Annotated in this window: 11 protein-coding genes; 7 read left to right on the top strand and 4 right to left on the bottom strand. The window is 70.5% G+C overall.

The annotated features are described in order from the left end of the window. Positions 1 to 2: 2 nt before the first annotated feature. Positions 3 to 1064 carry an efflux RND transporter periplasmic adaptor subunit gene (locus HS104_01075; GenBank protein MBE7478569.1) on the bottom strand — a complete coding sequence of 354 codons (1062 nt, stop codon included), beginning with the start codon at positions 1062 to 1064 and terminating at the stop codon, positions 3 to 5. A 218-nt stretch (positions 1065 to 1282) separates the two neighbouring features. On the opposite strand from HS104_01075, the gene HS104_01070 reads away from it, so the two are divergent. The 3 genes from HS104_01070 (at position 1283) to HS104_01060 (ending at position 5533) form a co-directional block, all read left to right on the top strand. Then, positions 1283 to 2683, top strand: a complete 1401-nt coding sequence (locus HS104_01070) for a sigma-54-dependent Fis family transcriptional regulator (GenBank protein ID MBE7478568.1) — start codon at positions 1283 to 1285, stop codon at positions 2681 to 2683. Between the two features lie 99 nt (positions 2684 to 2782). Further along, positions 2783 to 4420, top strand: a complete 1638-nt coding sequence (locus HS104_01065) for an FAD-dependent oxidoreductase (GenBank protein MBE7478567.1) — start codon at positions 2783 to 2785, stop codon at positions 4418 to 4420. A 279-nt stretch (positions 4421 to 4699) separates the two neighbouring features. Further along, entirely contained in the window at positions 4700 to 5533 is an 834-nt protein-coding gene (locus tag HS104_01060) for a hypothetical protein (protein MBE7478566.1), read from the top strand. Between the two features lie 6 nt (positions 5534 to 5539). Here HS104_01060 and msrB read toward each other — a convergent pair whose 3' ends face one another. After that, positions 5540 to 5935, bottom strand: coding sequence for a peptide-methionine (R)-S-oxide reductase MsrB (gene msrB, locus HS104_01055; protein MBE7478565.1), 396 nt, complete (start codon positions 5933 to 5935; stop codon positions 5540 to 5542). 41 nt (positions 5936 to 5976) lie between these two features. After that, positions 5977 to 6447 (bottom strand): hypothetical protein, encoded by a 471-nt coding sequence (locus tag HS104_01050; GenBank protein MBE7478564.1) that lies wholly within the window; start codon positions 6445 to 6447, stop codon positions 5977 to 5979. Positions 6448 to 6546: 99 nt separating this feature from the next. On the opposite strand from HS104_01050, the gene HS104_01045 reads away from it, so the two are divergent. Beyond that, positions 6547 to 6819, top strand: coding sequence for a hypothetical protein (locus tag HS104_01045; GenBank protein MBE7478563.1), 273 nt, complete (start codon positions 6547 to 6549; stop codon positions 6817 to 6819). Here HS104_01045 and HS104_01040 read toward each other — a convergent pair. Further along, a complete protein-coding gene (locus HS104_01040; GenBank protein ID MBE7478562.1) occupies positions 6813 to 7910 on the bottom strand; it encodes an alpha/beta hydrolase in 1098 nt (365 codons plus the stop codon). The two genes, HS104_01045 and HS104_01040, sit on opposite strands and share 7 nt — an antisense overlap. Before the next feature lie 175 nt (positions 7911 to 8085). On the opposite strand from HS104_01040, the gene HS104_01035 reads away from it, so the two are divergent. From HS104_01035 to HS104_01025, 3 genes are read left to right on the top strand one after another with little or no spacing between them, the layout of a single operon-like run. After that, entirely contained in the window at positions 8086 to 8991 is a 906-nt protein-coding gene (locus HS104_01035) for a hypothetical protein (protein ID MBE7478561.1), read from the top strand. Positions 8992 to 8997: 6 nt separating this feature from the next. Then, a complete protein-coding gene (locus HS104_01030; GenBank protein MBE7478560.1) occupies positions 8998 to 13440 on the top strand; it encodes a sigma 54-interacting transcriptional regulator in 4443 nt (1480 codons plus the stop codon). A gap of 41 nt (positions 13441 to 13481) precedes the next feature. Next, the gene (locus HS104_01025) at positions 13482 to 14033 is read left to right on the top strand and encodes a peroxiredoxin (protein MBE7478559.1); all 552 of its coding nucleotides are present in this window, start codon (positions 13482 to 13484) and stop codon (positions 14031 to 14033) included. Positions 14034 to 14041: the final 8 nt, after the last annotated feature.

The following is a 14041-nucleotide window of genomic DNA, read 5'->3' as shown; positions in this document are numbered from 1 at the left end:
CCTCACTCGACCCGCGTGCCGTCCGCCAGGCCCGGGACCGGCGCCGCCACGATGCGCTCGCCCCGCGCGAGGCCCTTCAGCACTGCCACCCGATCCCCGTCGCGCTCCCCGAGTTGCACCAAGCGTTCCTGGAGCTTCCCGTTCTGCACCACGAACACCCGGGGGCTTTCGCTCCTGCCGGTCACCGCCGTGGCCGGGATGCTCGCCCAGCGCTGCTCGCCCACCGGCAAGCGCGCCGTGGCGAACATGCCGGGCAAGAGCCGCGCGTCATCGCTCTCGACGAGGGCCTCGACGATCAGGTTTCGGCTCTTCTGATCGAGGACGGGGCCCACGTAGCGCACCTCGGCTCGAAAGCGCTCGGCCGGAAGCGGCGCGACGCTGAACCAGACGGCCTGTCCCTTTCCGATCTTGGTCACCGCGGCCTCCGGCACCGCCAGCTCCACCCGCAGCGGATCGCGCTGCACCAGCACGGCGATGCGCCTGCCGGGGACCACGAGCTCGCCGGCCGCGACCGAGCGCTCCACGACGATGCCGGCGAACGGCGCCCGGATGCTGGAGTCGCCCACCTCCTTTCCGGCGCGCGCGGCCCGCGCCTTGGCGGCCCGCGTGGCCGCCGCGCTCGAGTCGCAACTGGCTTTCTGCCGATCGTATTCGGCCCGGCTGATCACCTTCTGCGCCAGGAGCTTCTCGGAGCGCTGACACTCGAGCTTCTGGTGCTGCTCTTGGGTGAGGGCGGCCTCGGCGGCGGCGCTGGCCTCCGCCGCGTGCATCGCGTTCTCGCGCGAGTCGAGCCTGGCGAGCAGCGCACCCTTGGCCACGACGTCGCCGCGCTCGACGTAGGTCTTCAGCACCTTGCCCGCGGTATCGGCGGCGATCTCGGCGCGCTGGTTCGCGAGCAGCGAGCCAGACAGGAGCGTGGTCTTGGCGAAGCTCTGCTCGGTCACCAGGGTGGTGGTGACGGCCACGGCCTCTGGGCTCTCCCCGGCGGAGGGGGCCGCCTCGGCCCGGGCGCAGGCCACGGCGCTGAGCAAGAGGGCCAGGGCGATGGGACGTTCTCTCGTCATGCCGCGCGTAATTGCACGGGTTGGGCCAGCGCTGATTCAGCCAAAAACACCGCGTGTCCGCGCCACTCTCGCGGACGCTCGTCCGGCTCGCGGACACCTGTCCGGGGCGCCGCGCGGCGATCCCGCGGACTCTCGCTTGGCACGCCGCGTGTAGGTGCGTCGAGTATGCGCTTCGGCCTCGACGAGAAAGAAAGCGAGCCATGCTAGAAAGGACGCGGATGAAGGTCCTCGTCGTCGACGACCAGGAGCCAGTTCGCATCGCGCTCTCGCTCCTGTTCGAGCTCCACGGGCTCGGCGTGATCGCCGTGGCGTCAGCCGCGGACGCGCTCCGTGCGGTGCGCGAGGCGGACGTGGGAGTGGTCGTTCAGGACATGAACTTCTCGCTGAACACCACCAGCGGCGACGAGGGCATCGCGCTGTTCCGGGAGATCCACGCTCTCGACGCGGATCTGCCCGTCGTGCTGATGACGGCGTGGACCTCGCTGGAGACCGCCGTGAAGCTGGTCAAGGAGGGCGCTGCCGACTACGTCGCCAAGCCTTGGGACGACACCAAGCTGGTCGTGACCGTTCAGAACCTGCTTCGGCTGCGCGCCGCGCGGCAGGAGAACACCAGGCTCAGGCACCAGGCCGATCGACAGCGTACCGCGCTCTCGCAGCGCTACGACCTGTGCGGGCTCGTGTACCAGAGCGCGGGCATGCAGACGGCCGTCTCGCTCGCGACTCAGGTCGCGCGCGCCGACGTGCCGGTGCTGATCACCGGACCCAACGGCTCCGGCAAGGAGAAGCTCGCCGAGATCGTCCACGCCAACTCGTCCCGCCGCGGGCAGCCGCTCCTGAAGGTCAACGTCGGCGCGCTGCCTGACACGCTGCTCGAGGCCGAGCTGTTCGGCGCGGAAGCGGGCGCCTACACCGGTGCCCAGAAGGCGCGCACGGGCGTGTTCGAGGCGGCGCACGGCGGCACGCTGTTCCTGGACGAGATCGGCACGCTCTCGCTGGCCGGGCAAGCCAAGCTGCTCCGGGTGCTCCAGAACGGCGAGCTCCAGCGTCTGGGCAGCAGCACCACTCGCAAGGTGGACGTGCGCGTGATCAGCGCCACCAACACCGACATGGTCCGCGCCATCGCAGCCGGCAGCTTCCGCGAGGATCTGTACTTTCGCCTGAACGTAATCGAGGTGAGAGTGCCGCCGCTGTGCGAGCGCAGCGAGGACATCCGCCTGCTCGCGGAGCACTTCGTGCGGCTGCACCACGATGCCAAGGACGGACGCCCGCTGCCGGTGCTGAGCGAAGACGCTCTCGCGGCGCTGGAGGCCCACGATTTTCCCGGCAACGTCCGGGAGCTGGAGAATCGCGTGAAGCGCGCGCTCCTGGTGCGTAGCTCCGACCTGCTCCGCGCCGTGGATCTGGACCTCGGCGGTGGCAGGAGCAGCGAAACCCCGGCGCCCCCGAGCGCCGAGCGCGATCCGCTCTCCGAGGCGGAGCGTCAGGTCATCGAAACGGCGCTCGTGGCCGCCAGGGGCGTGGTCTCCAAGGCAGCGGCCGAGCTCGGGCTCAGCCGGCAGGCGCTCTACCGGCGCATGGAGCGACTGGGCATCGAGCTGGAGCGAAAGCCGAGAGCCTAGGGACACGCCCGCCTCACGGCGAGATCGGGCATGGCCGCCCTGACCGCCGTCACCTCCGACATGACAAGCGCCCCCGGCCGGGCTACGCCTGCGCCCGCCATGTCCCAGAGACGCATCCTGATCGTGGGGGGAGTGGCAGCGGGCGCGTCGTGCGCCGCGCGCGCGCGACGCCTGGACGAGTCCGCAGAGATCGTCGTGTTCGAGAAGGGGCCACACGTGTCCTTCGCGAACTGCGGGCTGCCCTACCACGTCGGCGACGTCATCCGCGACGAGAGCGCGCTGCTCTTGGTGACGCCGGAGCGTTTCAAGCAGCGCTTCGACATCGACGTGCGTGTGTTCAACGAGGTCGTGGCCATCGACGCGGCGGAGCGCACGCTCACCGTGCGTCACACGCGGACCGGGGAGGAGTACGTCGAGCGCTACGACGCGCTCGTGCTGGCGCCGGGCGCCAGGCCGCTCCGGCCGAACATCACCGGCATCGACCTGCCCGGCGTGTTCACGCTGCGCACCGTGCCGGACACGCGGCGCCTGCGCGAGTGGATCGACGAGCATCGGGCCCGCCGTGCGGTGGTGGTCGGCGCTGGCTTCGTCGGGCTCGAGGTGGCGGAGAACTTGGCGAAACGCGGGCTCGAGGTCGAGGTCGTCGAGCGCGACGAGCAGGTCTTGCCGCCGCTGGATCCCGAGATGGCGCGGCCGGTGGAGGACCACCTGCGCGAGAGCGGAGTGGGGCTGCTCCTCGGCCAGGCGCTCGAGCGCATCGAACAACGGGCAGACGGCCTGTGCGTGGTGACCTCCAGCGGCCAGGAGCTCTCGGCCGATCTGGTGATCCTGGGCCTGGGCGTGCGACCGGAGACGGACCTGGCGTCGCGCGCGGGTGTCGCGCTCGGAGCGCTCGGCGGCATCGCCGTGGACGCGCATATGCGCACCAACGTGCCCGGGATCTGGGCGGCGGGCGACGCGGTGGAGGACACCTGCTTCGTCACCCAGCGGCCGCGCCTGATCCCGCTGGCAGGTCCCGCCAATCGCCAAGGGCGCATCGCCGCCGACGACGTGTGCGGCCGCGAGGCTCGGTTTCGCGGCGTGCAGGGCACCGTGGTCTGCGGGCTGTTCGGTCTCACCGTGGCCGCGACGGGAGCCAGCGAGAAGTGGCTGGCGGGGCGCGAGGACACCGAGGTGGTGTGGCTCCATCCGAACAACCACGTCGCGTATTACCCCGGGGCCGAGCCCATCCACCTGAAGCTGGTGTTCTCTCGCAAAGAAGGGCGGGTGCTCGGCGCGCAGGCCGTCGGCAAGCGCGACGTGGAGAAGCGCATCGACGTGATCGCCATGGCGCTCCAGCTCGGTGCGAGCGTGTTCGATCTGGAAGAGGCGGAGCTCTGCTACGCGCCGCAGTTCGGCGCCGCGAAGGATCCGGTGAACCTGGCCGGGATGATCGCGGCCAACGTGCTCCGAGGCGACGTCGCGATGGCGCGCTGGAGCGACGTGGGTCGCGCGGACGTGACGTTGCTCGATGTGCGCGAGCCGGACGAGGTGGCGCGAGGGGCGGTGCCCGGCTCGGTCAACATCCCGCTCTCGGAGCTGCGCGGGCGCTTGGGCGAGATCCCGACGGAGCGCGAGCTGTGGGTGTATTGCCAGAGCGGCAAGCGCTCCTACGACGCCGCCCGCGCGCTGCTCCAGCGGGGCTATGTGGTCCGGAACCTCCCGGGCGGCTACGAGAGCTACCGGCACCAGGTCTGACTCGACTTCCGCTGTCTTGGCACGAGCAGACGACCGAAGGAAGCACCCTTGGGTGTCGCGATCCGCCACTGACACCAAGACCCACGAGAACACCGGCGAGGCCGGCGCACTCCCCCCGTCAGGAGGGGACTCTCGCGTGGCGCTCCCAGAGTGCGTCTCGACAACAACCTCGACGAAGGCGGGGCGTGGCGGAAAATCACGGGGCGCGAAAGGAAGAGACCCGAGTCTGAACTCCTGGCACGGAGGCTGCTAGTCTGGGGAGGCTAGGAGGAATTCGTCATGCGATCTCGCGCGCTCGTGGGCCTGGTGTTGACGGTGGTTCTCAGCGGCTGCCCCAAGAAGAAGGACGACGGGGAGAGCCTGACCCTGGCCGAGGCCCAGCAGGCGGTCGAGGAGTCCACGCTGTCTTCGCAGGCCGAGAGCCTTCAGGCGGCCTCCGTGGAGATCACGACGAGCTTCACCATCGGCCAGGCGGTGCAGAGCGCGGCCCAGGAAATCCGGGATTTCGTCGCTTCGCAGCTGCCCTGCGCCGAGATCACGCTGGCGGACGCCACCCTGACCGTCAGCTACGGTGCCAAGGCCGGCAGCTGCACCTACAAGGGCCACACCTTCAGCGGCTCGCACAGCATCCGCGTGGACAAGAACGAGCAGGCCCAGGTGCTGGTGCACCACGAGTGGACGGACCTGTCGAACGGCCGCGTGAAGCTCAACGGCACCGCCGACGTGACCTGGGACTTCCAGGCCAAGAGCCGCCAGGTCGTTCACAGCGTACAGTGGACCAGAGTTCTCGATGGCTTCACGGTGACGGGTGAAGGGGACCGCACCCAGACCCCCCTCGCCGGCGGCGTGCTCGAGGGTATCCAGGTGGACGGAACCCGCTCTTGGACGAGCCCCCGCGGAGCGTGGGACCTGACCATCGACGGCGTCCAGATGCGCTGGATCGATCCGGTGCCCCAGGCCGGCAGCTACACCCTGCTCACCCCCAAGAACAAGCAGCTGAAGCTCTCGTTCCAGCGGGTGGACGAGGACACGATCAAGGTGATCGTCGAGAACGGCAAGCGCGCGTTCGCCTTCGACGTCAGCAAGATCGGCAGCGTGCAGCCGGAGAGCTGAGGAGAATCACTTCTTCTCGAGCCGGAGCGACGCGCTGTTGATGCAGTAGCGCAGGCCCGTGGGCGCCGGGCCGTCCTCGAAGACGTGACCCAGGTGCGCGTCGCAGCGCGCGCACTTCACCTCGACGCGGCGCATGCCGTAGGAGGTGTCGCTCTCCTGGTCGATCGCGCCGTCGGTCGCGGGTCGCCAGAAGCTCGGCCAGCCGCTGCCCGAGTCGTACTTCGTCTCCGACGAGAACAGCTCCGCGCCGCAGCAGACGCACTTGTACGTGCCGGCTTCCTTGCAGTCGTAGTACTCACCCGTGAACGCGCGCTCGGTGCCCTTCTCGCGCGCGATCCGGTACTGCTCCTCGCTCAGCGCCGCGCGCCACTCCGCCTCGGACTTCCGCAGCTTGTCGGACATCGGCGGACTCATGGGGCAGCGGCCCGGATTCGGGAACCCCCTCAGCGCGGGACCAGCGTCCGCTCGTTCGCCGGCGGCACCGCGCGATCGGTAGGCGGAGGCGCCGGGTGCTCCGGGTGCCGGTGCGCCAGAGCGGTGTCGGTCCCCCGCGGGGTCGCCTCTAATTCGGCACGTTGCCGCTGGCCGAGCTCGAACCAACCGCGGTCCAGGAGGGCGCGCCGATCCGAGCGCAGCGCTCCAGGCGCCACGCGCTCGACCTCGTAGGCATAGGTCATCCAGCGGCGCGCGTTCTGAAGATCGCCGAGCACCAACAGCGTCATCCCACGGTAGACGCCGTATTCGGCGCGCTCCCGCGGCGTGTAGGCGGTCAGGCGGTACTCGGTGCGCTCGAACACCTCTGCCGCCTCGACGTAGCGACCGTCAGCGTAGAGTGTGGTGCCTCGACGCACGTGGGTCTCGCAGCCCGCGAGGAGCGGCACGGCCAGGGCCAGGGCGAGGGCGATCCGGCGCACGAGAGCAGAATACCCGCCTTCCATCGCGGGCGCCAAGGCCTCCGCAGCCAGCGCCAAATTCGGCCGCCAACCCACGCTCAGAAACGCTAGAACCGCCCCATGAGCATCAAGGACGAGGTCAAGAAACGGGGGCTCGCCCTCCTCGGCGATCCGCGCATGGCGAAGCTCATGCAAAACGAGCAGTTCATGCGCGCGATGATGACGGTGATCCAGGTGCCTGGAAAGGTGGAGCACTTCACCTCCGAGCAGACCGAGCGTTTCGCCAAGATGATGCGCGTCGCCACCGCCGACGAGGTCAAGGACCTGAAGCGCCAGGTCAAGACCTTGGAGTCCGAGGTCGCGAAGCTGAAGAAGAAGCTGGACGCTCAGTAGCTGGCGGCGGCCCGCGCTCGGTCGCGCACGCGCTTGGTGAGCCAGGACTCGAGCAGCGGCCAGGTGAGCTGCGGCGCTTCGCGGCCGATGAGCAGGTCCACGTGCCCGAAGGGCAGCTCGCGATAGGTGCGATCGCTCGAGCCGGAGTGTGACCAGGCGGGCTTCACCGACTCGGGGGCGGCGAGGTCGTCGTAGATGCCGGCGATCACCAAGAGCGGCAGGTCCAGCGACTCGAAGCGCTTGGCGTAGCCGAACAGGCCGTCGTCGCCGGCCTTGCGCTCGCGGGCCTCCTGGGCCCAGCTGAACATGGCGCGCATGGTGGCGACGCTGCCGCGGTCCATGGCCAGCGCCATGTGTTGCTCGAGCACCTCGGGCTCGATGGCGCCCCGATGAAATCCGCGGAACGGCAGCGGGTAGAACGGGCTGTCCACTACCCGCCGCGCGGTGCGCACGAACTTGCCGTAGGCCCGAGCCGGGACCGCGAAGTTCGGCAGGTTCATGCGCTGGTCGAGCGCCAGGAACGCGCTGGTGAGGCTCGTGAGCCAGCGCGAGCCCGCCGTGAAGTGGTACGGCGAGCCCAGCGTGGCCACGCCGGCGATGCGCGAGCGGTGATCGACCGCGACGCAGTAGCTGACCACGCCGCCGAGGGAGTGCCCGACCAGGAACACGGGTCGATCGCCGGAGAGCGCGCGGATCTCGTCGAGCGCCGCCGGTACGTCCTCATGGATGAACTCGAGCACCGAGCGGGGCCGGCGCGCGCCGAAGTGGCCGCTGCGGCCGCGCCCGCGCAGATCCACGTTGAACACGTCGAAGCCCGCCCGGGCCAGGTGGTTGGCCATGCTCCGGAGAGGCAGGTGAAAGGCGTAGCGGTTCTGCCCGTAGCCGTGGATCAGGAGCACCGGAGCGAGCGTCTCAGCGGCCGCGTCTTCCGGCGCGCCGCTCGCGAGCGGGCCTCCTTCGCGGGCGCGGAGCGCGCGCTTGCGGACCATCGCGATCGGCATCACGCCGCGGGCGAGCACCAGCTCCTTGACGAAGGGGAGACGCTCGTCGATGTCGACGGCCTGCTCGACGACCAGACTGTGGAGGATCATGCGAGCGCGCCGCCCGAGGCGGCGGAGCACCAATAGCATGGCCCCAGCGGTCGGGGAGCGCCGCGCACCCCCAGAATTCCTCGGCGAAACCAGGCTTTGCGATCTGGCACAGTGCCATGGCACAATCCGCGCCGCAGTGGCACGGGGCGTGCCAAGGCACACGGAGGGCTGGAACATGTTGGGTTGGCGGAAGTGGAGTTTGAGCAGCGCGCTCGGGGTGGTCGTGTTGGCTGCGGCGCCTGCCGTCGTGGCACAGGGTGAGGCAGAGGCGGAGGCCAAGCCGGCGGAGGGCGAAGCCGACGCGCCGCCGGTCGAGGCGAAACCCGCGGAGGGCGCGAAGCCCGCGGAGGCAGAGGGGGCGAAGCCCGCGGCCGGCGATCCGGCAGCGGACTCGCCGGCGGGTGACTCGCCGGTGGAGCTGCCCGGCCAGACCTATCGCTTCGTGGGCCTGCGCTACCGCGGCATCGTGATCCCGAAGTTCATGGTCAACCTGTTCGGCGACGGCGGCGACACGGTGCTCGTGCACGGCGTCGGGCCCGAGTTCGCGATCCGCAAGGACGGCTTCGAGTACATCTTCAGCCTCTGGTGGGCGGGCTACTACATGGACGAGACGCCCTTCAAGGCGAGTGACGATCCGGCCAGCGCCTGGGAAGTGGTCAAGAGCGATCTCAACGTCATCTACCTGACCGCCGACTTCCTTTGGAGCCAGGAGCTCGGACCGCAGTTCGCCGTCAACTACGGCATGGGCGCCGGCTTCGGCCTGGTGTTCGGCGATCTCTTCCGGACCCAGGCGTATCCGGAGAGCGGCAACCCGAACGAAGATCCGTACAAGTGGAAGAAGTGCACCGGCCCCAACGACCCAGCGGGAACCGGCGCGTTCTGCGGCAGCGACAACGACCACTACGGCGGCTACACGGAGCCGAGCTGGGCCGACGGTGGCAGCAAGCCCATCATCTTCCCCTGGCTCGTGCTTCAGACCGGCTTCCGCTACAAGCCCAGCAAGAGCTTCGTGGGGCGCCTGGATCTGGGCTTCGGCACCAGCGGCTTCTTCTTCGGGCTGGGAGCCGACTACGGGCTCTAGGCGGTCGTGGCCCGGCTCGAGCTGCCCAAGCGTTACCTCCCCGTCAACCGCCTCGGCAAGGGCGGCGGCGGGGAGGTGTGGTCGGTCCGTGACCGCCACAGCGGGCAGAGCCTCGCGCTGAAGGTGCTGGCCGAAGGCGCCAGCGAGCGCGAGATGGCGGCGCTGGTGCGCGAGGCCGTGGCGCTCTCCGGTCTCGAGGGCCTGGGCGTCCCGCGGGTGGTGCGCTTCGGTCGCCTGCCGGGCAGCCTGCGGCCGTTCATGGTGCGCGAGCTCGTCGAGGGAGACAGCTTGCAGGATCTGATCGAGCGCGGGCTCGAGACCCAGCGCACGCTCGACGCGCTGGCGCGCGCGGCAGAGCAGCTCACGCTGGTGCACCGCGCTGGGCTCCTGCACGGTGACATCAAGCCCGCGAACATCATCGTCGAGCGCGGTGGGCGCGCGACCTTGGTGGACCTTGGCCTGGCCGCTCCGTGGCGCGAGAAAGGCACCGCCGCCGAAGGGCTCACGCCGCGCTACGCCGCGCCGGAGCTCTTGGCGGGGGGACCGCTCACCGTGCGCGCGGAGGTGTACGCGCTCGGCGTAGCGCTGATGGAAGCGGTGGAGCAGGCGAAGAGCCTGCCGGCCGACGTCGCCCAGCGGCTGAACCAGGTGGCGGAGCGAGCAACCGGCGACGAGCCGAGCGAACGCTATCCCTCGGCCGACGAGTTCGCGAGCGCGTTGCGCCACGCGGCGGCGCTGCCCGCGCCCGAGCCGAGCGGCAGCGCGGTGGCGATCTGGCCCGTCGTGGGCATCGATGGCGTGGCGAACAAGCTTCTGGACGCCGTCAACGCGCTGCCCGCCGGCGGGCTGCTACGCCTGGCTGGGCCCGCCGGCTCGGGGCGCACTGCGTTGCTCAGGCGCGTCGCTTGGTCGCTCGGCGTACAGGGCGCGCCGGTCGCGTTGGTGGACTCGGGCTCCTTCGCCGCGGTGGAGGCCGAGCTCTCCGATCAGGCGGCGGAGCGGCTGATCGTGCTGATCGACGACGCCGATCGTCTGGACGAGCAGAGCCTGGGCGCGCTGAAGCGCGCGCAGGCCGCGGGCGCCCGCCTGGTGGTGGTCGGCGGCTCGGCGCTCGGCGCCGACGCTCCCGAGTGCGTGGTGCCGCCCCTGGACAAACCCGCGGCCATGGACCTGGTGCGGCGCGCCGTGCCGTCGCTCACGGACTCGATGATCGAGCGCATCGTGAGCGCCTGCGGCTGCCGCCCGGGCGAGCTGCGCCGGGTGGTGCGCGCAATCGCCTCGGAGGCGGTGGCTTCCGCGTCCGACATCGAGCGCGTGCTCTCCGAAGATCCAGCCAGCGCGGCGGCACTGCCCGCGGATGCCCTGGAGCGCGCGCAGCACTTCCTGGAGAAGGGGCGCTACGACGACGCTCGCACCGCCCTGGACGCGGTGCGCGACGCCGACCCGCTGACCATGGCGATCGCCCGGGCGCGCCTCGCGGTGGGTCTGGGCGAAGCCACGAGCGCGCTCGAGCAGCTGGAGTCGGTGCGCGCGCTGGCAGAAGAGCAGCTCGCGTCGCCCGCCGGCAAGGCCTGGCTCTTGTACCTGACGCGCGCCTACGTTGGCCTCGCGGACTACGCCAAGGCGCTGGAGACGGTCGCGCCCATCACTGACGAGCCGTCCGCGCTCGGCGTCGAAGCGCTGGCCTTCAAGGGCTCGTCGCTGTCCTTCCTGGGCCGCCACGACGAGGCTCGCGAGCTCTTGACGCGCGCCGTGATGCGCGCGCGCGAGCTCGACTCGCCCCGCGCCGAGTCCGTCGCGCTCACCTGCCTGGGCTTCGCGCTGCAGCGCCACGACCGCATGGACGAGGCGCGCAAGTTCTACGAAGAAGGGCTGGTCGCCGGGGAGAAGGCGGGGGACGCGGGCATGCTCGCCACGCTGCGGCTGAACCTGGCCGGCCTCTTGAAGATGCGTGGCGACATCGCGGGGGCCATTCAGCACTTCGAGGGCGCGGTGGACATGGGCAAGCGCTCCGGCCGTCGCTCGACGACGCGGCAGGCGCTCTTGAACCTCGCCAACACCGACCTCTACCTGGGCCGGCTGGCCCGCGCGCGCGCCAGCATCGCCGCGCTGGAAGAGCAGCGCGCGCAGCTGCCGCCGGTGATGCGCGCGCAGCTCTACGGGCTCCAGGCCGAGCTCCACGCGCTGTCCGGGCAAACGGCCGAGAGCGTGCGGGCCTACGAGGCGTGCGCCGCGGCGTACGAGGCGCTCGGACGCGGCATCGACGCGGCCGAGGCGCTGCTCGAGGCCGTGCTGATCGCGACGCGCTCGGGAACGGAGGACGTCTCGGAGCTCCGGGGTTGGCTCGATCGAGCGGAGCGCGAGATCGGGGACAGCCCCGCGCACCGCCCGCTGCGCAAGCTGGCCGAGGGCCGCGTGGCGATGCTGGCGGACGACGAGGGCGGCGCGCGCCAGGCCCTGGACGACGCGCTCGCTGCCTCGCGCGAGGCTGGGCAGCGCGAGTGGTCGTGGCGCGCGCTCGCCGCTCGCGCCGAGCTGGAGGAGGCGTCCGGGCAGAGCATGAACGCCCGGCGCGATCGCGAGGAGGCGCTCGCCCTGCTCGAGGACATCGGCGCGCGCTTGCCCCGGGACCTGCGCGAGGTCTACTGGAACGATCCGCGGCGCCGCGAGCTCAGATCCCTGGTGCAGCGCGAGATGGCCGTGGCCGTGACCGCGCACGCCGCGACCAAGCTCACTCCCCGCATCAGCCAGATCTCGCAGCTCTCGCCCATCTCGTCCCACGCGTCGACGCCGCTGGAGCAGCGCCTGGCGCGCATCCTCGAGGTGAACGCCGAGCTGGTGGGCGAGCTCGATCTCGAGCGGCTCACCTCGCGCGTGGTGAGCCACGCCGTGGAGCTCACCCGCGCCGAGCGCGGCTACGTGATCCTGCGCGAGCCGGACGGCACCCTCAGCGTGTTCAGCTCTCGCTCGCGCCTGGGCGACGAGCCCCACGCAGAGTTCTCGCGCTCCATCGCCGAGAGCGTGATCGCAAAGGGCGAGCCCATGGTCAGCGTGAGCGCCGGCGACGACAAGCGGTTGAAGAGCTTCTCGTCGGTGCACCAGATGCACCTGCAGTCGGTGGCCTGCGTGCCGATCCTGGCGCCTTCCGGCCGCCCCATCGGCGCCCTGTACGTGGAGACCCGCGTCCGTGCCGCCTCGCACTTCGAGGACGAGCTGCCGACGCTGCGCGCCTTCGCCGACCAGGTGGCCATCGCCATCGAGACGGCGCGTCTGGTCAACGAGAACCGCGAGCGCGCGGACGAGCTGGGCCGCACGAACCGGGAGCTCGAGGACGCTCAGGGGCGGCTGCGGGAGCTGCTCGGGGAGCGCACCCACAAGCTGAAGGAGGCCCGGAAGAAGCTCAGAGACGCGCGCGACACGCTGTACTCGCACTTCGGCTACCACGGCCTGGTCGGTACCTCGAGCGCCATGCGCCGCGTGTACGCGCTGATCGACCGCATCCGCGACACCGACGTGCCCGTGCTCATCACCGGTGAGAGTGGCACCGGTAAAGAGATGGTGGCCCGCGCGGTGCACGAGGCGTCGCCGCGTGGGAAGGCGAAGTTCCTGGGCGTCAACTGCGGCGCCATTCCCGAGCACCTGCTCGAGAGCGAGCTGTTCGGCAACGTGAAGGGCGCCTACACGGGGGCCGATCGAGATCGCAAGGGTCTGTTCCGCGAGGCCGAGGGCGGCAGCGTGCTGCTCGACGAGATCGGCGAGATGCCCGACAAGATGCAGGCGGGCCTCTTGCGCGTGCTCCAGGAGCGCAAGGTACGCCCGGTGGGCGGCGCAACCGAAGAACCGGTGGACGTGCGCCTGGTCTTCGCGACGAACAAAGAGCTGGAGGCGATGGTCAAGGACGGTCGCTTCCGGGAGGACCTCTACTACCGCATCCACGTCGTCGAGCTGCGGCTGCCGTCGCTGCGCGAACGCTCGGAGGACATCCCGCAGCTGGTCGATCACTTCCTGGGTCTGTTCTCCGCGCGCTACAAGCGCGACAAGGGCACGCTCTCGCGGGACGCCATGCGCCGGCTGATGGCCTACGACTGGCCGGGTAACGTGCGACAGCTCGAGCACGTGCTCCTGAACGCCTGGGTGCTCTCGGATCGGAGTGAGCTTCAGGTGGACGACCTCGACGTGCCGGACGGCCGGGTCTTCACCCCGCGCACGGACTCGTCGCACCACGGGCCCGCCACCGAGTCGCGCTCGACCACGACGACCAATCGGCCGCCCCGCTCCAGTCAGCGCCGGCCGCCCAAGAGCACCATCAGCCAGCACCGCTCGGACGAGCGGGAGAAGATCCTGAAGGCCCTCCAGGCCTGCAACTGGAACCGGGTCAAGGCCGCAGAGCTGTCCGGCATCCCGCGGCGCACCTTCTATCGCCGCCTGCGCGAGTACGGCATCCAGTGAGCCCTTGCGCTCGGTGCGCTTCTTCCCCAAACAAGAGCGTCATGAAGCTCCTCCTCGCGATCGGGCTCGGCCTCGCGCTGGTTGCCTGCAAGCAAGCCGAGCCCGCGCCCACCGCGTCGAGCTCGAGCCCCGCACCGCGCACCGGCCTGCTCGCGGTCGGCGATCCGGCGCCGGACGTCGCAGCAACGGCCCACAACGGCCAGACGGTGCGCCTGCGCGACTTCGGCGGCAAACCGGTGGTCGTCTACTTCTACCCGAAGGACGACACGCCCGGCTGTACGGTGGAGGCCCAGGGCCTCCGGGACGAGTGGGGCGCGCTGTCTGCCGCGGGCGCGGTCGTGATCGGCGTCTCCACCGACGACAACGAGTCGCACAAGGCGTTCGCGGAGAAACACGCGCTGCCGTTCCTGCTCTGGCCGGACGAGAAGGGCAGCATCGCCGCTGCCTTCGGCGTGCCGGTGAGCATGGGCCACGCCAAGCGCGTGACCTTCGTCATCGGCAAGGACGGCAAGATCAGCAAGGTGTTCCCGGAGGTGAAGCCCAAGGAGCACGCCCAGGAAGTTTTGGCAGCGATCCGCGCGACGGCGAGCTGAAGTACACT

The organism is Polyangiaceae bacterium (genome assembly GCA_015075635.1).
Classification (GTDB): domain Bacteria; phylum Myxococcota_A; class Polyangia; order Polyangiales; family Polyangiaceae; genus JADJKB01.
This window is presented reverse-complemented; position numbering and strand designations above follow the sequence as displayed.